Source organism: Streptomyces sp. NPDC001700 (assembly GCF_053596435.1).
The window spans coordinates 349665-368293 of sequence record NZ_JBSFGE010000009.1 but is presented as its reverse complement, the minus strand read 5'-3'; the positions used below and the strand labels follow the sequence as shown (position 1 = coordinate 368293).

The following is an 18629-nucleotide window of genomic DNA, read 5'->3' as shown; positions in this document are numbered from 1 at the left end:
TGAGATTTAACACACTCATGGCCACCGCGGGCGGGGGCGGGGGGGGGGGGGCGGGGGGGGGGGGCCCCCCCCCCCCCCCCCGTCAGGACCCGCTTGCCTCAGCCGGTCTTACCGGCAGGCTGGTCCGGAGCGGACGGGTCCACCGTCTCGAGCGGGTCGGCGGCCGCGAGCGGCTGGGCGGCGTCCGCGACCGGGATGCCGGTCTTGGCGCGACGGCCGCGCCGTTCGATCCACGTGGCCAGGGCGGAGAGAGCCAGGCACATCGCGATGTAGATGGTGCCCCCGACGATGATCACCGGCACGAAGGGGTTGTCGTCGTTGACGACGATGTTGTTGGCGAGCTGCTGGAGCTGGAACAGCAGCTCCTGGTAGGTGATGACGTAGCCGAGCGAGGTGTCCTTCAGGGTCACCACGAGCTGGCTGATGATGGTCGGCAGCATCGCCCGGACGGCCTGCGGAATCAGGACCGTCGTCATGACCTGGGTCTTGCTCATACCGAGGGCGTAGGCGGCCTCACTCTGCCCGCGCGGTACCGAGTTGATGCCCGCACGCAGCACCTCGGCCTGCACCGAGCCGTTGTAGACGGTCAGTCCGATGACCAGCGCCCAGAAGCCGGTGCTGTCACCGGTGAGGCCCAGGTCGGTCCGGTAGGTGAGGAAGAGCACCCACAGCACGTAGATGGTGATCAGCAGCGGGATGGCCCGGAACAGTTCGATGAATCCGGTCGCGAGCCAGCGGACGGGCTTGTGGTCCGAGAGCCGGGCGACCGCGAGCACGACACCCAGGACCAGCGAGAGTACCGCCGCCACGGCGAACACCTGGAGGGTGGTGAGCACGCCGTCGCGGATGCTGGTCCGCACACCGGCGTTGTTGAAGATGTCCCACATCTCCGGCGCGAACTGTCCCTTGGCGTTCAGCCGCAGGACGATGAAGACGATCAGTCCGAGAACGGCGAGGGAGCCGATGACCGAGTAGACGCGGTTGCGGATACGGGCCTTGGGGCCGGGCGCGTCGTACAGGACGCTCGCGCTCATCGGGCCACCTCCAGACGGCTCTCCAGCAGTCGGAAGGCACCGCTGATGGTGAAGGTGATGACGAGGTAGCACAGGGCGACCCAGAGGAAGATCCACCCGATCGCGAAGCCCTTGTCACTGAGCAGCTTCGAGACGTTGAACAGTTCGGTGTTGCTGAAGGCGCCCGCGATGGCCGAGTTCTTCGTCAGAGCGATGAAGATGCTGCTCATGGGAGGTATCACGGTCCGGGTGGCCTGGGGGAGGACGATCATCCGCAGCGTCTGGGTGAAGGTCATGCCCAGGCTGCGGGCGGCCTCCGCCTGGCCGAGCGGCACGGTGTTGATACCGGACCGCACGGCCTCGCAGACGAAGGACGACGTGTAGCAGCCCAGCGCCAGCATCGCGAGAACGAACGGACTCGTCCCCGGGAACAAGATCTGCGGGACCACGAAGAAGGCGATCAGGAACAGCAGGGTCAGCGGGGTGTTGCGCAACAGGGTGACCCACGCCGTGCCGAAGGCGCGCAGCGGCGGAATGGGGGACACCCGGAAGCCGGCCATGATGATGCCCAGGATGAGGGCGAGCGCCGCACTGGCCGCCGTGAGGGCGAGGGTTCCGAGGAACCCCTCACGGAACTGGGGCAAATGATCGAGGAGTACGTTCATCGATTCTCCGCGGTAGCGGTCGGGTCAGCGGCGTGCGGAGCGCACCGGCTTCACGGGTGAACGGGGGACCAGGGGCCGGACCGTTCAGTAGCGGGGCAGCGGGGTCTTCGGCGCGACGTAGGAGGAGCCCGACTTGCCGAGCGTGCCGACGTATGCCTTCTTGTAGTCGCCGTTCTTGATGTGCTTCTCCAGCGAGTCGGTGATCGCGTCGCGCAGCACCTTGTCGTCCTTGTTCATCCCGATGCCGTACGGCTCCTCGGTGAACGGCTTCTCGACCAGCTTGAGCTTCGACGGCCGCTGGGCCGCGTAGCCCTTGAGGATCGCGTCGTCAGTGGTGACCGCGTCGACCTGGCCGTCGAGGAGCTGCTTGACGCACAGCGAGTACTTGCTCAGCTCGGTGGTCTTGGCGCCGTACTTCGCCTTCTTGATCTCCTGGAGCGGAGTGGAGCCGACGATCGAGCAGACCTTCTTGCCCTTGACGCTGTCCGGGCCGGTGATGCCCTTCTCGTCCTTGCGGACCAGCAGGTCGGCGCCGGCCTGGTAGTACGGGCCTGCGAAGCCGACCTGCTTCTTGCGCTCGTCGTTGATCGTGTAGGTGCCGACGTAGTAGTCGACCTGGCCCTTGGAGATGGAGGTCTCGCGGACGTTGGAGTCGACCGTCTTGAAGGTGATCTTGTCGGCCGAGAAGCCCAGGTCGGCGGCGACCATCTTGGCGATCTCGATGTCGAAGCCGGAGCGCTTGCCCGCGGTGTCCACGAAACCCAGGAAGGGCTGGTCGGCCTTGGCGCCGATGACGATCTTGCCGCGCTTCTGGGCCGCCTGCAGGGTCGGCGAGTCCAGCTTCACGTCCTTGGCGACCGTGTACGAGCCGTCGAAGACGTCGCCGCCCTTCGGCTTGTCGCCGGCGGTGCCCGACTCGCCGCCACAGGCGGTCGCGGTCGCCGCCAGAGCGAGTGCCACCGCTGCGGCCGCTGCCGTGTTACGCATCCTCATGGTGCTGCCCCATCCTTGGTTCCGTACGTCTTCGCGGACTTGACGTCATCGCAAACTTGGTGCGCCGAAGCGGGCTCACTGACTCACTGACTCACTGGCTGAGCGGCTCAGTGGTGGAGGATCTTCGAGAGGAAGTCCTTGGCCCGGTCGCTGCGCGGGTTGTTGAAGAACTGGTCCGGCTCGGCCTCTTCGACGATCCGGCCGTCCGACATGAAGACCACGCGGTTCGCGGCGGAGCGCGCGAAGCCCATCTCGTGGGTGACGACGACCATCGTCATGCCGTCCCGGGCGAGCTGCTGCATGACCTCCAGCACCTCGTTGATCATCTCCGGGTCGAGCGCCGAGGTCGGCTCGTCGAAGAGCATCACCTTCGGGTCCATGGCCAGCGCCCGCGCGATCGCCACGCGCTGCTGCTGGCCGCCGGAGAGCTGGGCGGGGTACTTGTCCGCCTGGGCGCCGACGCCCACCCGGTCGAGCAGCTTGCGGGCCTTGTCCTCGGCGGCCTTCTTGTCGGCCTTACGGACCTTGATCTGGCCCAGCATCACGTTCTCGAGCACCGTCTTGTGCGCGAAGAGGTTGAAGGACTGGAACACCATGCCGACGTCCGCGCGAAGGCGGGCCAGCTCCCTGCCCTCCTGGGGCAGCGGCTTGCCGTCGATCGTGATGGAACCGGCGTCGATCGTCTCCAGCCGGTTGATCGTGCGGCACAGCGTGGACTTTCCGGACCCCGACGGCCCGATGACGACGACCACCTCACCGCGGGATATGGTCAGGTCGATGTCCTGGAGGACATGCAGCGCGCCGAAGTGCTTATTGACTCCGGACAGCGAGACCAACGCGTTCGCCACTGATGCGGCGTCCTTGGTCACCGATACTTCGCTCATTCGGCTTTCCGCTCCCGTCCTCCTTGGTTGGGAGGACATTAATGAGCAGCCACGATCAGCGTCATTACATCTGAGCGGAAATTGAGGATAACGATCTGGCCTCGGCGCGGCACACTGTGTAAGGGGCCCTAAGGGCGTCGTACCGGCTGCATAACGGAAACCTCCCTGTGACTGTATGCGTCTTGACGCCCGCGTGTGGATCGGAGTGGATTCCCTGGGGCCGTGTCTTCGGTCACGTTCGGGCCGCGCGCACCTGAGTCGCGTAACCCATGAGGTGGAAGGTGGAGGAGGGGCTGGTGAGGCTGCTGCTCGTCGAGGATGACAACCATGTCGCCGCGGCCCTGTCCGCGGTGCTGGCCCGGCATGGCTTCGACGTCACCCACGCCCGCAGCGGCGAGGAGGCGCTGCGGGCGCTGCTGCCCGGCGCGGGCGCGCCCTTCGGCGTCGTACTCCTCGACCTCGGTCTGCCGGACCAGGACGGCTTCGAGGTGTGCGGACGGATCCGCAAGCTCACCGCGACACCCGTGATCATGGTGACCGCGCGTTCCGACGTACGGTCCCGCATACACGGGCTCAACCTCGGTGCGGACGACTACGTGGTCAAGCCGTACGACACCATGGAGCTGCTCGCCCGTATCCACGCCGTCAGCAGGCGTACTCTCCCCTCCGACTCCGGTGCCGGGGCGGGTAATGAAGAGGGCGGAGAAGGCCCGCAGCCGCCGCTGCGGCTCGGCCCGGTCACCATCGAACTGCCCACCCGCCAGGTCTCGGTCGACGGCGCGACGATCTCGCTCACCCGCAAGGAGTTCGACCTGCTCGCGCTGCTCGCCCAGCGCCCCGGCGTGGTCTTCCGCCGCGAGCAGATCATCAGCGAGGTGTGGCGCACCAGTTGGGAGGGGACCGGGCGCACCCTGGAGGTGCACATCGCCTCGCTCCGCTCCAAGCTGCACATGCCCGCCCTGATCGAGACGGTGCGTGGCGTGGGCTACCGTCTCGTCGCCCCGGTCGGCTGAGCGGCCAGGGCATCACGCGTGCGCACTCGCCTCCTCCCGCTGCTCATCGTCCTCATGGCGGGCGTCCTGCTGGCGCTCGGCTTCCCGCTCGCCGGGAGCCTGGCCGCCCGTGAGCAGCAGCGCGTGGTCGTCGACCGGATCGACGACACCGCCCGCTTCGCCGCGCTCGCCCAGTTCGTCACCGCGGGGCCGACGGCCGTGGCGGAGGAGGAGGGCGAGGGGGGCAACGAACGGCTCAATACGCTGAGTTCGGAACTCGCGCGCTACCACGATCTGTACGGCATCCGGGCCGGGGTGTTCTACCGGGACGGCCTGCGGATGGCCAAGGCGCCCGCCGACTGGCGGCTGCCCCGGAGCGGGCACGGCGCAGAGGCCTTCGACGAGGCCCTGGCCGGGCGCCGCAGCCACGATCCGCCGCAGGTGTGGCCCTGGCAGCAGGGCAGGCTCACGGTCGCCTCCCCCGTCGTACGGGACGGGGACGTGGTGGCCGTCGTGGTGACCGACTCGCCCACCGGCCGGATGCGCTCGCGCATCCTGCACGGCTGGCTGGTCATCGCGGGCGGGGAGTGCGCCGCGATGCTGCTCGCGGTGGGGGCCGCGATCCGGCTCACCGGCTGGGTGCTGCGGCCCGTACGCATCCTGGACACCGCCACGCACGACATCGCGACCGGGCGCATGCAGTCGCGGGTCGCGGCCGCCTCGGGCCCGCCGGAGCTGCGCCGGCTGGCCCGCTCGTTCAACGAGATGGCCGACAACGTCGAGGAAGTCCTGGAACAGCAGCGGGCCTTCGTCGCCGACGCCTCCCACCAGCTGCGCAACCCGCTCTCCGCGCTGCTGCTGCGCATCGAGCTGCTGGCGCTGGAACTGCCCGACGGCCATGAGGAGATCGCCTCGGTACGTACCGAGGGCAAGCGCCTGGCCCGTGTCCTGGACGATCTCCTCGACCTGGCTCTGGCCGAGCACACCGCGGCCGACCTGCGGCTCACCGATATCGCCGAACTGGCCGCCGACCGGGTGGACGCCTGGCTTCCGGTCGCCGGGCGCGAGGAGGTCGGCCTGGCCTATACGGGCCCTTCGGCCATCACCGGCTGGGCCGATCCGGTGGCCCTGTCCAGCGCTCTGGACGCGATCGTCGACAACGCGCTGAAGTTCACCCCCCAGGGGTCGCACGTCGAGGTCTCCACGCGGGCCGAGGGCGAGACCATCGCCCTGACCGTCTCCGACGGCGGCCCCGGCCTCACCGAGGAGGAGCTGTCCCGGGTCGGTGACCGCTTCTGGCGCAGCAACCGGCACCAGAACGTCTCGGGTTCCGGGCTGGGCCTGTCCATCTCCCACGCGCTGCTCACGGCGGGCGGCGCCACCATGGACTACGCGCCCAACGAGCCCCGCGGGCTGCGCGTCACCATCACCCTGCCGCGCGGCAAGCCGCAGTGAGGTGCGTCCTCTCCAGGGCCCTCACGGCTTCTCCGAGCGGTAATAGCGCGCCGCGCCCTTGTGCAGCGGCAGCGGATCGGTGAAGACGGCCGTCCGCAGGTCCACCTTCTGCGCGGCGTGCACCTTCGCCCCGATGCGGTCCCGGTTCTCTATCACCGTGCGGGTGACGCCCTTCGCCAGCTCCGGGTCCACCCGGTCCGTGGTGACCAGGAGATTGGGTACCGCGATCGTCTTGACGTCATCTGGCTGGCGCATCTCCTGATACGCGTCGGCGGGCACGGTCGCCGCCCGGTAGTAGCGCGTCACCCCGCCCTGCCGGTGCAGCGGGCCCGTGAGGTCGCCGAGCTGGACAAGCCGGATCGGATACATCCGGGCCAGGGTGCGCACCGCGGTGGTCGGCAGCCCGCCGGACCAGAAGAAGGCGTCCAGCTTCCCCTTCCGCAGCAGCTTCGGCATCGTGTCGATACCGGAGCGCACGGCCGTGATGTCCTTGTCGAAGCCGAGCCCGGCGGCCTTGAGCAGCCCCCGAGTGATCAGCTGTACGCCCGAGCCGTCGTCCCCGACGCCGACCCTAAGGCCGCGCAGATCCCGCGCCGAGCGCACCTTCGAGCCGCGCGGCACGATCAGCTGCATGTAGTCGTCGTACAGCCGCGCGCAGGCGCGCAGCCGCCCGGCGTCCTTGCCGTGGTAGGCGGCGACGGCGTCGGTGGCGGCGATGGCGAAGGTGGCCCGGCCCCGGGCCAGCCGCTCCACGTTGTCGGGCGACCCCCGGGTCTCCTGAAGCGTGACGTCCACATCGGGCAGGTCCCGGGACAGGTCCCGCCTCAGCATTTCGCCGTAGGTCTGGTAGACGCCGGTGGAGACCCCCGTCGCGAAGGTCACCTTCCCCCGGGGCTGCTCCCCGCCGCCGACCGGCAGGAGCCACCACAGCAGCAGCGCGAGCACGACCACGCCCGCCGCGGCGGACTGCAGGGCGCGGCGCCGGTCCGGGCGCGGAAGGTGGACGGCCATGGGCAGGATCCTGCCAGGCCCCGTCGCAGGAAGGGAGAGGGGTCCCGGGAAGGGAGGGGCGGGGGAGCGGGACGAACACGTACCCTGGTCGATTGAGATGAGTGCGAAGACTTACGAGGTGCGCACCTACGGGTGCCAGATGAATGTCCACGACTCCGAGCGCCTGTCCGGCCTGCTGGAAGGCGCCGGTTATGTCCGCGCGCCCGAAAGTACGGGTGAGGGCGAGGCCGACATCGTCGTCTTCAATACCTGCGCGGTGCGGGAGAACGCCGACAACCGGCTGTACGGCAATCTCGGCAGGCTCGCACCGATCAAGGCGCGGCGCCCGGGCATGCAGATCGCCGTGGGCGGATGCCTGGCCCAGAAGGACCGGGACACCATCGTCAAGAAGGCCCCCTGGGTCGACGTCGTCTTCGGCACCCACAACATCGGCAGCCTGCCGGTGCTGCTGGAGCGCGCCCGGGTCCAGGAAGAGGCCCAGGTCGAGATCGCCGAGTCGCTGGAAGCCTTCCCCTCCACCCTTCCGACGCGGCGCGAGTCCGCGTACGCCGCGTGGGTCTCCATCTCCGTCGGCTGCAACAACACCTGCACGTTCTGCATCGTCCCGGCGCTGCGCGGCAAGGAGAAGGATCGCCGCCCGGGCGACATCCTCGCCGAGGTGGAGGCGCTGGTCGCCGAGGGCGTCACCGAGATCACCCTGCTCGGCCAGAACGTGAACGCGTACGGCTCGGACATCGGCGACCGCGAGGCGTTCAGCAAGCTGCTGCGCGCCTGCGGGAACGTGGAGGGGCTGGAGCGGGTCCGGTTCACCTCGCCGCATCCGCGTGACTTCACGGACGACGTCGTCTCCGCCATGGCGGAGACGGAGAACGTGATGCCGCAGCTGCACATGCCGCTGCAGTCCGGTTCGGACACCGTGCTGAAGGCGATGCGCCGCTCGTACCGGCAGGAGCGCTACCTCGGCATCATCGAGAAGGTGCGCGCCGCGATGCCGGACGCCGCCATCTCGACCGACATCATCGTCGGCTTCCCCGGCGAGACGGACGAGGACTTCGAGCAGACCCTGCACGTGGTCCGCGAGGCGCGGTTCGCCCAGGCGTTCACCTTCCAGTACTCCAAGCGGCCCGGGACGCCCGCCGCCGAGATGGACGGGCAGCTGCCGAAGGCGGTCGTCCAGGAGCGGTACGAGCGGCTGGTCGCCCTCCAGGAGGAGATCTCCTGGGAGGAGAACAAGAAGCAGGAGGGGCGGACACTGGAGGTGCTCGTCGCCGAGGGCGAGGGCCGCAAGGACGACGCCACCCGGCGGCTGTCCGGCCGCGCCCCCGACAACCGCCTGGTGCACTTCACCCGGCCCGAGGAGCCGGTGCGCCCCGGTGACGTCGTCACCGTCGACATCACCTACGCCGCGCCGCACCACCTGCTGGCCGAGGGCCCGGCCCGGGGCGTCCGGCGCACGCGCGCGGGCGACGCCTGGGAGCGGCGGAACACGGCCGAGGGGAAGAAGCCCGCGGGCGTGATGCTGGGGCTGCCCACCATCGGCGCGCCCGCCCCTGCCCCGGCGCCCGCGACGGGCTGCGGCTGCGACTGACGACCGGCCGCTGATCCGCCACTGTCCGGCCGCTGACCGACCACTGTCCGGCCTCTGACCGACCACCGTCCCACCACTGTCCGGCCGCTGACCGACCGCGACGGCGGGCCCGCCCCGCCGGATAGGCTGGCGATCATGCTGATCGCCGCCGCCGTCTGTCCCTGTCCGCCGCTGCTGGTGCCCGAGGTGGCCGCCGGAGCGGCCCCCGAGCTGGACGGGCTGCGCGCGGCCTGCCTGGACGCGGTGGCGGCGCTCGCGGCGGCCCGGCCCGAGCGGCTGATCGTGGCCGGACCGGCGGAGCAGGCCGGGCGCGGGGCCCATGCGCAGGGTGCCACCGGATCGTTCCGCGGCTTCGGCGTGGACGTGGAGGTACGGCTCGGGGGCGCGGCGCCCGGGGGCGGCGCGGTCGGCGGGCAGGCAGAAGAAAGGGCCCCTGGGCGGCCGCTGCCACCGTCGCTGGCGGTCGGCGCCTGGCTGCTGGAACGCGCGGGGTGGGACGTTTCTCCCGTCGAGGGGCTGGGGGTGGGGGAACCTCTCGAGGCCGAGCGGTGTATCCAGGTCGGAAGGAAGCTCGCCGCGTCGGCGGAGCGGGTCGCGCTGCTGGTGATGGGCGACGGCAGCGCGTGCCGGACGCTGAAGGCACCGGGCTATCTCGACGAGCGCGCCGCCGCGTTCGACGCCGAGCTGGCGCGTGCGCTGGCGGCGGCCGACACCGCGGCCCTCGCGGCGCTCGACGAGCAGCTGGCCTACGAGCTGAAGGCGGCTGGCCGCGCTCCGCTGCAGGTGCTCGCGGGAGCGGCCGAAGGGGCGGGGCTGAAGGGGGAGTTGCGGTATGACGAGGCGCCATACGGCGTGGGGTATTTCGTGGCCCGCTGGGCGTAGCGCGGGCATCGCGCACCGCGGGCGCGGTGGGGTGCGGGCACAGGACCGCCGCGGCCGCGAGGCATCCGCTCCGCGGCCGCGTGCCGGCGGGGGTCAGGCGCTGTCGCCGCCCTGGTCCTTGCGCTCGTTCCCGCCGCGGTCCTCGTTCCGGTGGGAGAGGCGGTTGAGGGCGCCCTTCGCCTTGCCCGTGCCAGTCTCGATCCTTGCGCTGTACTTGCCCTTGGTCCTGGTGTCGACCGTCTTGGCTGCCTTGTCGAGACCCCGCTCGATCTTGGCCTCGTGCTGCTGCGCGAAGCTGCCGGCCCGGTCCTTCATGACACCGGCCTTGGCCTTGAGATTGTCCAGCAGGCCCATGGGCCACCTTCCCTCATCGGATCCCTTATGTGCGGGCGCCCTCACCGGCCTCGCTGTCGGCCGTCTCGGCCGCGGACTGCTGCTTCGGGATGGCTGCCGCCCCCTCGCCCGTCGCGGCCCCCTCCTCGCTCCGCTCCGGTTCCGCCTCGGCGGAGGCCCCGGGGGCCGGTGCCTCTGTCACGGCGTCGGCCGCGGACTGCTCGGATGGCGCTGCTTCGGACGGACGGCTCGTCTCCTTCGACGCACGACGAAACCTGGAAAACACGCCCATATCTACTCCATAGCCTACTCGTGTGGGCGAAATCCCGTGCCGCTCGGAGCGTCCCATTGCGCCGCTCGCGGGCACCGGTCCCCCGAACCGGTCCTCGGAACCTCGCAACAGGCAACGATCACGGCCGTCCCCCGTCACGTCGCTCGTTCGAGGAGGCCCCCGGGGGTTTGCGAGACTGGGCGGGTGAATACAGCAGGCCATCCGCCGCGAGTCATCGCCGTCGTCGGCCCCACCGCGGCCGGTAAGTCCGATCTGGGCGTCGCGCTCGCCCGGCACCTCGACGGCGAGGTCGTCAACGCCGACTCCATGCAGCTCTACCGGGGCATGGACATCGGCACCGCCAAACTGACGGAGGAGGAGCGGCAGGGGGTGCCCCACCGTCTGCTCGGCATCTGGGACGTCACCCAGACGGCCAGCGTCGCCGAATACCAGCGACTGGCCCGCGCCGAGATGGACCGGCTGCTCGCCGAGGGCCGTACGCCGGTCCTGGTCGGCGGCTCCGGTCTGTACATCCGCGGCGCGATCGACGCGCTCGACTTCCCGGGCACCGACCCGGCCGTGCGGGCCAGGCTCGAAGCCGAGCTGGCGGAGCTGGGCCCGGGAGCCCTGCACGCCCGGCTGGCGGCCGCCGACCCCGAGGCGGGCCGGGCGATCCTGCCCAGCAACGGGCGGCGGGTGGTGCGGGCGCTGGAGGTCATAGAGATCACCGGCCGTCCCTTCACCGCCAACCTCCCCGGTCACGAGGCCGTCTACGACACCCTCCAGATCGGTGTGGACGTCGAGCGGCCCGAGCTGGACGAGCGGATCACCGTGCGCGTGGGCCGGATGTGGGAGGCCGGTCTGGTGGACGAGGTCAGGGGGCTCGAAGCGGCCGGGCTGCGGGAGGGGCGTACGGCCTCCCGCGCCCTCGGCTACCAGCAGGTGCTCGCCGCCCTCGCCGGAGAGTGCACGGAGGACGAGGCCCGGGGCGAGACCGTGCGCGCAACCAAGCGGTTCGCGCGCCGTCAGGACTCCTGGTTCCGCCGCGATCCGAGGGTCCACTGGCTCAGCGGAGCGGCCGCGGACCGGGAAGAACTCCTGGCGAGCGCGCTCGCGTTGGTTGAACGGGCGGTCACAGCCTGATCACGTCATGGCATCGGGACGCTCCGCTCGTCATTGAGGCCCCCGCGAGCATGCCATCATCGAGCTCCGATCGTGCGTGTGTCTGGAGTGGGGAGGGCGTGTGGCGATGGAGGCCGGCCCTCGCAACGCATCGCAGCCAGCAGCGCGGGACTCGCCGCATGGCGATCCCGGGCCGCTGACCCCGGACGGCCCCGACGAGGTTCCCGCGCTCCCCGAGCTGGGGGACCCGGTTCTCGACGAGGCGGGGGAGCCGGGCGAAGCGGGCTCCGGGGAGTCCTTCCGCGAGCTGCGCCCGCCCCGCCGGATGCGGATCTGGCAGATCGCGCCGATCGTCGGCCTCGCCATCCTCGGCTCGCTGATGTTCGCCTTCCCGCTCGCCTTCGAGTTCGGCGACGGAGGCGCGGTCGTGGCCATGCTCGGCCTGCTGCTCAGCTGCTGCGCGGCGGGCTGGGGCCTGATGGCCGCCCGCCGGGTGGGCTACACCTGGCCCGGCCTGCCGCCCCGGGGCTCCGGCCGCCGCCCGGACTGGCGCTTCGTCGTGCTCTACGTGGTGATCGTGGTGCTGCTCGCGGCCCTCACCATCTGGCGCGTGGCCCGCCTGCGCTAGGCGGCCGCCTGCGCTGGAAGGGGTCCCCGGTGCTCCCGGGCTCGCCCGGCACGGAGCGACGGCCCGTGCCGAGCCCCCGTAGGATCGAGGAATGAGCAACGCGCCCCGGCTGCGGTTCCTGAAGGGCCACGGCACTGAGAACGACTTCGTCATCGTCCCCGACCTGGACGGTCACCTGGAGCTGTCCGCGGCCGCCGTCGCCCGGATCTGCGACCGCCGCGCCGGTGTCGGCGGCGACGGGCTGATCCGCGTCGTACGGTCGTCGGCGCACCCCGAGGCGCGGGCCATGGCCGCCGAGGCCCAGTGGTTCATGGACTACCGCAACGGCGACGGCAGCATCGCCGAGATGTGCGGGAACGGCGTCCGCGTGTTCGCCCGGTACCTCCAGCGGGCGGGGCTCGCCGAGGAGGGCGACCTGACGATCGCGACCCGGGCCGGACTGCGGCATGTCCACATCGCCAAGGCCGCCGGGGACGCCCAGGCGGCCGGGGAGCCCGGGGGCGCCCCGGACGGCGGCGCGATCACCGTCGGCATGGGCAAGGCCGCTGTGCCCGAGCCCGGCCCCGACGGCGGCATCACGGTCACGGTCGGCGACCGGACCTGGTCCGCCCGCAATGTGAACATGGGCAACCCGCACGCGGTCGCCTTCGTCGACGACCTCGACCAGGCCGGGACCCTGTTCACGGCGCCCGCCGTGCACCCTGCCACCGCGTACCCGAACGGCGTCAACGTCGAGTTCGTCGTCGACCGCGGCCCGCGGCACGTCGCGCTGCGCGTGCACGAGCGCGGCTCCGGCGAGACCCGTTCCTGCGGCACCGGCGCCTGCGCCGTCATGGTGGCCGCCGCGCGCCGTGACGGGGCCGATCCGGGCGTCACCGGGCACCCCGTCACGTACACGGTGGACGTACCCGGCGGGCGACTTGTGATCAGCGAGCGGCCGGACGGTACGGTGGAGATGACGGGCCCTGCCGTGATCGTTGCCGAGGGAGAGTTTGATCCCGTATGGCTGGACGCGGCCGTCGACTGAACTCGTCCCTCTCATGGGTGATCCGTTTCACTCTGGGCGAGAGCCGGTCAGCCGTGCGTGGTGGGCTCGATAGCATCAAGCACCGGCCCCGGGGGAGTGCCCACGCCGGTTGACGCTCGACGCCGCCGGAGGTGCCCATGAGCGCAGAGGCTCCAGATCAAGCCGCTCTCGGCCGCAGGCGCGGCCTCCCCCGCATCGACCTGCGCAATATCCGCAGATTCGGCCGGGCCGCGCTGCAGGGACCGGCATCCCGGGACCGGCTGCCGGACGCGATCGAACACGTCGCGAAGGTGCACCGCGCGTACCACCCGGGCGCCGATCTGGACGTGCTGCGCCAGGCCTACGTCCTCGCCGAGTCCTCCCACCGCGGCCAGATGCGCAAGAGCGGTGAGCCGTACATCACCCATCCGCTGGCCGTCACGCTCATCCTCGCCGAACTGGGCGCGGAGACCACCACGTTGACGGCGTCTCTGCTCCACGACACGGTCGAGGACACCGAGGTGACGCTCGACCAGGTGGGGGAGCAGTTCGGCGAGGAGGTGCGCTTTCTCGTCGACGGCGTCACCAAGTTGGAGAAGGTCGACTACGGGGCGGCGGCCGAGCCCGAGACGTTCCGCAAGATGCTCGTGGCCACCGGCAACGACGTCCGGGTGATGTCGATCAAGCTCGCCGACCGGCTGCACAACATGCGCACCCTCGGCGTGATGCGCCCCGAGAAACAGGCCCGCATCGCCAAGGTCACCCGTGACGTCCTGATCCCGCTGGCCGAACGGCTCGGCGTACAGGCGCTCAAGACCGAGCTGGAGGACCTGGTCTTCGCGATCCTCCACCCCGAGGAGTACGTCCGCACCCGGGAGCTGCTCCAGTCCCACGCGGACCGCCCCGACCCGCTCACCCGCGCCGCCGGGGACGTACGGGCCGTGCTGCAGGAGGCGGGCATCACCGCCGAAGTCCTGGTGCGCCCACGGCACTTCGTCTCCGTCCACCGCGCCGGGATCAAACGCGGCGAGCTGACCGGATCCGACCTCGGGCGGCTTCTGGTCCTCGTCGCCGAGGACGCGGACTGTTACGCGGTCCTCGGCGAGCTGCACACCTGTTTCACCCCGGTGATCTCGGAGTTCAAGGACTTCATCGCCGTCCCCAAGTTCAACCTGTACCAATCGCTGCACACAGCCGTGGCCGGGCGCACCGGTGAGGTCGCCGAAGTCCTCATCCGCACGCACCAGATGCACCGGGTGGCCGAGGCCGGGGTGATCGCCCTCGGCAATCCGTACGCCCCGACCGAGACGGCCACCGCGCCCGAGGGCGAGCGGGCCGACCCCACCCGCCCCGGCTGGCTGTCCCGGCTGCTCGAATGGCAGAGCGCCACCCCCGACCCCGACATCTTCTGGACCGCGCTGCGCGACGACCTCGCCCAGGACCGGGAGATCACGGTCTTCCGCTCCGACGGCGGCACCCTGGGCCTGCCCGCGGGCGCGAGCTGCGTGGACGCCGCGTACGCCCAGTACGGCGAGGACGCCCACTCCTGTATCGGGGCCCGGGTCAACGGGCGGATCGCGACGCTCAGCACCGTGCTGTGCGACGGCGACACGCTCCAGCTGCTGATGACGGGGGACGCGGCCTCGTCCGGGCCCTCGCCGGAATGGCTCGACCACGCCCGTACCCCGGCCGCGCGCATCGCCATCAACCGCTGGCTGGCCGCCCACCCGGCCGACCCGGCGCATGAGCCGCCGCAGGGCCAGGCGCCCGGCGCCGAGCACCTGCACGGCCCCGAGGATCCGGAAGAGGACGATCCGGACGAGGTCGATCCGGACGAGGCGGGGGACGCGGGCCTGAGGGCGCTGCCCGTGACTCCCGCGGGCCGTCCGGAGGCGGGCATCGTCGTCGACCTGCCCGGCGTGATCGTACGGCTGGCCCGGTGCTGCACCCCCGTACCGCCGGACGCCATCACCGGCTTCGCGGTGCGCGGCGGCGCCGTCACCGTCCACCGCGAGCGGTGCCCCGCCGTGGCGCGGATGACCGCCGCCGGGCGGGAGCGGGTCGGGGTGCGCTGGTCGGAGGAGGACGACGGGGACGGGGGCGACTACCGGGTCACCCTCTTCGCGGAGGCGTTCAGCAGGCCCCATCTGCTCGCGGACCTCACCGAGGCCATCGCCGCGGAGGGCGCCGAGGTGGTCGCCGCCGCCGTGGAACCGCCGCGTGAGCAGCGGGTCCGCCATACGTACACGCTCCAGCTGTCCGACGCGGGGCGGCTGCCGACGCTGATGCGGGCCATGCGCGACGTTCCCGGCGTCTACGACGTGACCCGGGAGGGCCGCCGAGTGGCGACCGCCCGTTCCTGAACTCCTTCGGGTGGATCGGGCCCGGGTGGGACTGCGCCCCCGCCCGGGCGCTGATAGCCGTAAGGCATGACGCATTCTCCGGGCCCCCGCCCTCCCGGTCCCCTTCCGCGGATGGGGCGCCGCAGGACCGCCCTCGTGGCCGTCGCCCTGGCCGCCGTCCTCGCCTCGGTCGGCCCGTCCTCCGCCGCCTTGCCGGTGAGCGCCACGGGCCCGCGGGCGCTCGGCATCGGCGACCCGCTCTACCCGCGGCTCGGCAACCCCGGCTATGACGTCACGGCGTACGACATCGCCCTGGACTACCGCCGCGCGGACCGGCCGCTGGACGCCGTCACCACCATCGACGCCCGCGCCACCACTGGATTACGCGCCCTCAACCTGGACTTCACCCAGGGCACCGTGCGCTCCGTGAGCATCGACGGCGCGCCCGCCGCCTTCACCACCGCACATGAGGACCTGGTCATCACCCCGCGCGCCAGGATCGCGCGGGGCGCCGGGTTCCGGGTCACCGTCCGGCACACCAGCGACCCCGGGGACGGCGCCGGGGGTGGCTGGGTCCGCACCCGGGACGGGCTGGCCATGGCCAACCAGGCCGACGCCGCTCACCGGGTCTTCCCGTGCAACGACCATCCGTCCGACAAGGCGCGCTTCATCTTCCGGATCACCGCGCCGAAGAACCTCACGGTCGTCGCGGGCGGCCTTCGGACCGGGCGTGTCCGCGAGGGGGCGCGCACCACCTGGACGTACCGCCTCGCCCACCCCATGGCCACCGAGCTGGCGCAGGTCTCCATCGGCCGGTCCGCCGTGCTCCACCGCACGGGCCCGCACGGGCTGCCGGTGCGCGACGTGGTGCCCGTCGCGGACCGTAAGAAGCTCGCGAAGTGGCTCGCGCGCACTCCGGGGCAGCTGGCCTGGATGGAGAAGCGGGTCGGACCGTACCCGTTCGAGGACTACGGCGTGCTGATCTCCCACGCCACCACGGGCTTCGAGCTGGAGACCCAGACGCTCTCGCTCTTCGAACGCGGCCTCTTCATCGGCGACGAGTTCCCAAGGTGGTACGTGGAGTCGATCATGCTGCACGAACTGGCGCACCAGTGGTTCGGCGACAGCGTCAGCCCGCGCCGCTGGTCCGATCTGTGGCTCAACGAAGGCCACGCCACCTGGTACGAGGCGCTGTACGCGGAGCAGTACGGCAAGGCGAGCCTGGAGCGGCGGATGCGGCTGGCCTACGAGCAGTCCGACGCCTGGCGCGCCGAAGGAGGGCCGCCGGCCGCCCCCAGGCCCGCCGCACCCGGCAAGCAGATCGGTCTGTTCCGGCCGATCGTCTACGACGGCAGCGCGCTGATCCTGTACGCGCTGCGGCAGCGGATCGGCCGGGCGGACTTCGAGCGGCTGGAGCGGCAGTGGGTGGTCCGCCACCGTGACGGCGTGGCCTCGACCGCCGACTTCGTCCGGCTGGCCTCGGAGGTGGCGGGCCGGGACCTGACGGGCTTCCTGCGCGCGTGGCTGTACGGGGAGAAGACGCCGAAGATGCCCGGGCACCCCGGCTGGAAGCCCGACCCCGTGCCGGACGCGAGGCCGGGCGCGAAGCAGGGCGCCAAGCCTGGCACCAAGCCGGGCGCGAAGCAGGCCACCAAGCCAGGCGCGAAGCCAGGCACCAAGCCGGGTACGAAGCCTGGCGCCAAGCCCACGACCCATGGCCCGGCGGCGCGCCATACCGCGAAACACGGGTGACGGCCCCGCCGCCGCGTGCGACCATCGAGGAGTCGGCGTCGCCGCCGGAGCAGTGGGGAATCCCACGGGTCCGTCGCGCGTTGACGACAGTGACGATGTCCCTCGACGTAAGGATTCCTTTGACCCACTCCTCTTCCCTTCCGCAGGACCGGCAGAGCCTCGCCGAGAGCCTTCGGGCCGACGCCCTGATGGAAGAGGACGTCGCCTGGAGTCACGAGATCGACGGGGAGCGTGACGGCGACCAGTACGACCGCTCCGACCGTGCCGCGCTGCGGCGCGTGGCGGGGCTCTCCACCGAACTCGAGGACGTCACCGAGGTCGAGTACCGGCAGCTGCGCCTGGAGCGCGTGGTGCTGGTCGGCGTCTGGACGTCCGGCACGGTGCAGGACGCGGAGAACTCCCTCGCCGAGCTGGCGGCGCTCGCGGAGACCGCTGGTGCGGCCGTGCTCGACGGCGTCATCCAGCGCCGTAACAAGCCCGACCCGGCGACCTACATCGGCTCCGGCAAGGCCGAGGAACTGCGCGATGTCGTGATCGACACCGGTGCCGACACCGTCGTGTGCGACGGTGAGCTGAGCCCCGGCCAGCTGATCCACCTCGAGGACGTCGTCAAGGTCAAGGTGGTCGACCGTACCGCCCTGATCCTCGACATCTTCGCCCAGCACGCCAAGTCCCGCGAGGGTAAGGCTCAGGTCTCGCTCGCCCAGATGCAGTACATGCTGCCGAGGCTGCGCGGCTGGGGTCAGTCGCTGTCCCGGCAGATGGGTGGCGGTGGCTCCGGATCGTCGGGCGGCGGTATGGCCACCCGTGGTCCCGGTGAGACCAAGATCGAGACGGACCGGCGCCGCATTCGCGAGAAGATGGCGAAGATGCGCCGCGAGATCGCCGAGATGAAGACCGGCCGCGACATCAAGCGGCAGGAGCGCAGGCGTCACAAGGTCCCCTCGGTCGCCATCGCCGGGTACACCAACGCGGGCAAGTCCTCGCTGCTCAACCGGCTCACCGGCGCGGGCGTGCTGGTGGAGAACGCGCTGTTCGCCACCCTGGACCCGACCGTGCGCCGGGCCGAGACCCCCAGCGGGCGGCTGTACACGCTGGCGGACACGGTCGGCTTCGTGCGCCATCTGCCGCACCACCTGGTCGAGGCGTTCCGTTCCACCATGGAGGAGGTCGGCGACGCCGATCTGATCCTCCATGTGGTGGACGGCTCGCATCCGGTGCCGGAGGAGCAGCTGGCCGCCGTGCGCGAGGTGATCCGTGATGTGGGCGCGGTCGATGTGCCCGAGATCGTGATCATCAACAAGGCGGACAAGGCCGACCCGCTCGTGCTGCAGCGGCTGCTGCGCATGGAGCGGCGCGCGATGGCCGTCTCGGCGCGCTCCGGGCAGGGCATCGACGAGCTGCTCGCGGTGATCGATGACGAGCTGCCCCGGCCGCAGGTCGAGATCGAGGCGCTGGTGCCGTACACCGAGGGCAAGCTGGTCTCGCGTGCGCACGCCGACGGTGAGGTGATCTCCGAGGAGCACACCCCGGAGGGCACGCTGCTCACGGCACGGGTGCACGAGGAGCTGGCGGCCGAGCTGCGGCGGTTCGTACCGGCCGCGGCAGGCGTCCAGCAGTAGTACCGAACGGCCTCACGGCCCGAACGGCCGCATGGCGATGGCCCGCCCCCGATCCGGGGGCGGGCCTTCG

The 18629-nt window shown here is 71.2% G+C and carries 17 protein-coding genes; 10 read left to right on the top strand and 7 right to left on the bottom strand.

Annotated features, from left to right (window positions below; genetic code table 11):
- Positions 1-98: 98 nt before the first annotated feature.
- The 4 genes from ACWC5C_RS19965 to ACWC5C_RS19950 all read right to left on the bottom strand — a co-directional run bounded on the left by ACWC5C_RS19965 (position 99) and on the right by ACWC5C_RS19950 (position 3555).
- On the bottom strand, positions 99-1034 hold the full coding sequence (locus ACWC5C_RS19965; protein ID WP_450876955.1) for an amino acid ABC transporter permease: 936 nt from the start codon (positions 1032-1034) through the stop codon (positions 99-101).
- Complete coding sequence (locus ACWC5C_RS19960) at positions 1031-1678, bottom strand: amino acid ABC transporter permease (protein WP_385441100.1); 648 nt, start codon at positions 1676-1678, stop codon at positions 1031-1033. The genes ACWC5C_RS19965 and ACWC5C_RS19960 overlap by 4 nt, the downstream gene beginning before the upstream one ends.
- Positions 1679-1762: 84 nt before the next feature.
- Complete coding sequence (locus ACWC5C_RS19955; protein ID WP_385441099.1) at positions 1763-2671, bottom strand: glutamate ABC transporter substrate-binding protein; 909 nt, start codon at positions 2669-2671, stop codon at positions 1763-1765.
- Between the two features lie 107 nt (positions 2672-2778).
- A complete protein-coding gene (locus ACWC5C_RS19950) occupies positions 2779-3555 on the bottom strand; it encodes an amino acid ABC transporter ATP-binding protein (protein WP_385441096.1) in 777 nt (258 codons plus the stop codon).
- A 296-nt stretch (positions 3556-3851) separates the two neighbouring features.
- Between ACWC5C_RS19950 and ACWC5C_RS19945 the strand changes: the two genes are divergently transcribed.
- Both ACWC5C_RS19945 and ACWC5C_RS19940 read left to right on the top strand, forming a co-directional pair.
- The gene (locus tag ACWC5C_RS19945) at positions 3852-4568 is read left to right on the top strand and encodes a response regulator transcription factor (RefSeq protein ID WP_450876952.1); all 717 of its coding nucleotides are present in this window, start codon (positions 3852-3854) and stop codon (positions 4566-4568) included.
- 18 nt (positions 4569-4586) lie between these two features.
- Positions 4587-6002, top strand: coding sequence for an ATP-binding protein (locus ACWC5C_RS19940; protein ID WP_450876950.1), 1416 nt, complete (start codon positions 4587-4589; stop codon positions 6000-6002).
- Positions 6003-6023: 21 nt separating this feature from the next.
- Here the strand turns inward: ACWC5C_RS19940 and ACWC5C_RS19935 are convergent, their stop codons facing one another.
- Entirely contained in the window at positions 6024-7013 is a 990-nt protein-coding gene (locus tag ACWC5C_RS19935; protein WP_450876948.1) for a TAXI family TRAP transporter solute-binding subunit, read from the bottom strand.
- Positions 7014-7110: 97 nt separating this feature from the next.
- Between ACWC5C_RS19935 and miaB the strand changes: the two genes are divergently transcribed.
- Positions 7111-8601, top strand: coding sequence for a tRNA (N6-isopentenyl adenosine(37)-C2)-methylthiotransferase MiaB (gene miaB, locus ACWC5C_RS19930; protein WP_450876946.1), 1491 nt, complete (start codon positions 7111-7113; stop codon positions 8599-8601).
- Between the two features lie 135 nt (positions 8602-8736).
- A complete protein-coding gene (locus ACWC5C_RS19925; RefSeq protein ID WP_450876944.1) occupies positions 8737-9483 on the top strand; it encodes a class III extradiol dioxygenase subunit B-like domain-containing protein in 747 nt (248 codons plus the stop codon).
- A 93-nt stretch (positions 9484-9576) separates the two neighbouring features.
- On the opposite strand, the gene ACWC5C_RS19920 is transcribed toward ACWC5C_RS19925, so the two are convergent.
- On the bottom strand, positions 9577-9837 hold the full coding sequence (locus ACWC5C_RS19920; RefSeq protein ID WP_385441086.1) for an antitoxin: 261 nt from the start codon (positions 9835-9837) through the stop codon (positions 9577-9579).
- Positions 9838-9862: 25 nt separating this feature from the next.
- Entirely contained in the window at positions 9863-10018 is a 156-nt protein-coding gene (locus tag ACWC5C_RS19915; RefSeq protein WP_450876942.1) for a gliding motility protein, read from the bottom strand.
- 273 nt (positions 10019-10291) lie between these two features.
- Between ACWC5C_RS19915 and miaA the strand changes: the two genes are divergently transcribed.
- From miaA to hflX, 6 genes are all read left to right on the top strand, one after another.
- On the top strand, positions 10292-11230 hold the full coding sequence (miaA, locus tag ACWC5C_RS19910; protein ID WP_450876940.1) for a tRNA (adenosine(37)-N6)-dimethylallyltransferase MiaA: 939 nt from the start codon (positions 10292-10294) through the stop codon (positions 11228-11230).
- Positions 11231-11336: 106 nt separating this feature from the next.
- The gene (locus tag ACWC5C_RS19905) at positions 11337-11837 is read left to right on the top strand and encodes a hypothetical protein (protein WP_450876938.1); all 501 of its coding nucleotides are present in this window, start codon (positions 11337-11339) and stop codon (positions 11835-11837) included.
- 91 nt (positions 11838-11928) lie between these two features.
- On the top strand, positions 11929-12864 hold the full coding sequence (dapF, locus tag ACWC5C_RS19900) for a diaminopimelate epimerase (protein ID WP_450876936.1): 936 nt from the start codon (positions 11929-11931) through the stop codon (positions 12862-12864).
- A gap of 137 nt (positions 12865-13001) precedes the next feature.
- The gene (locus ACWC5C_RS19895) at positions 13002-15206 is read left to right on the top strand and encodes a RelA/SpoT family protein (RefSeq protein WP_450876934.1); all 2205 of its coding nucleotides are present in this window, start codon (positions 13002-13004) and stop codon (positions 15204-15206) included.
- Between the two features lie 111 nt (positions 15207-15317).
- Positions 15318-16937, top strand: coding sequence for a M1 family metallopeptidase (locus ACWC5C_RS19890; protein ID WP_450876932.1), 1620 nt, complete (start codon positions 15318-15320; stop codon positions 16935-16937).
- A gap of 119 nt (positions 16938-17056) precedes the next feature.
- Complete coding sequence (hflX, locus tag ACWC5C_RS19885; protein WP_450876930.1) at positions 17057-18559, top strand: GTPase HflX; 1503 nt, start codon at positions 17057-17059, stop codon at positions 18557-18559.
- Positions 18560-18629: the final 70 nt, after the last annotated feature.

Coding starts and splice junctions, on each gene's coding strand:
- ACWC5C_RS19935 (WP_450876948.1), bottom strand. CDS start 7,013: ATGGCCGTCCACCTTCCGCGCCCGGACCGGCGCCGCGCCCTGCAGTCC.
- dapF (WP_450876936.1), top strand. CDS start 11,929: ATGAGCAACGCGCCCCGGCTGCGGTTCCTGAAGGGCCACGGCACTGAG.
- ACWC5C_RS19950 (WP_385441096.1), bottom strand. CDS start 3,555: ATGAGCGAAGTATCGGTGACCAAGGACGCCGCATCAGTGGCGAACGCG.
- ACWC5C_RS19895 (WP_450876934.1), top strand. CDS start 13,002: ATGAGCGCAGAGGCTCCAGATCAAGCCGCTCTCGGCCGCAGGCGCGGC.
- ACWC5C_RS19965 (WP_450876955.1), bottom strand. CDS start 1,034: ATGAGCGCGAGCGTCCTGTACGACGCGCCCGGCCCCAAGGCCCGTATC.
- miaB (WP_450876946.1), top strand. CDS start 7,111: ATGAGTGCGAAGACTTACGAGGTGCGCACCTACGGGTGCCAGATGAAT.
- ACWC5C_RS19905 (WP_450876938.1), top strand. CDS start 11,337: ATGGAGGCCGGCCCTCGCAACGCATCGCAGCCAGCAGCGCGGGACTCG.
- ACWC5C_RS19960 (WP_385441100.1), bottom strand. CDS start 1,678: ATGAACGTACTCCTCGATCATTTGCCCCAGTTCCGTGAGGGGTTCCTC.
- ACWC5C_RS19920 (WP_385441086.1), bottom strand. CDS start 9,837: ATGGGCCTGCTGGACAATCTCAAGGCCAAGGCCGGTGTCATGAAGGAC.
- ACWC5C_RS19890 (WP_450876932.1), top strand. CDS start 15,318: ATGGGGCGCCGCAGGACCGCCCTCGTGGCCGTCGCCCTGGCCGCCGTC.
- ACWC5C_RS19925 (WP_450876944.1), top strand. CDS start 8,737: ATGCTGATCGCCGCCGCCGTCTGTCCCTGTCCGCCGCTGCTGGTGCCC.
- ACWC5C_RS19955 (WP_385441099.1), bottom strand. CDS start 2,671: ATGAGGATGCGTAACACGGCAGCGGCCGCAGCGGTGGCACTCGCTCTG.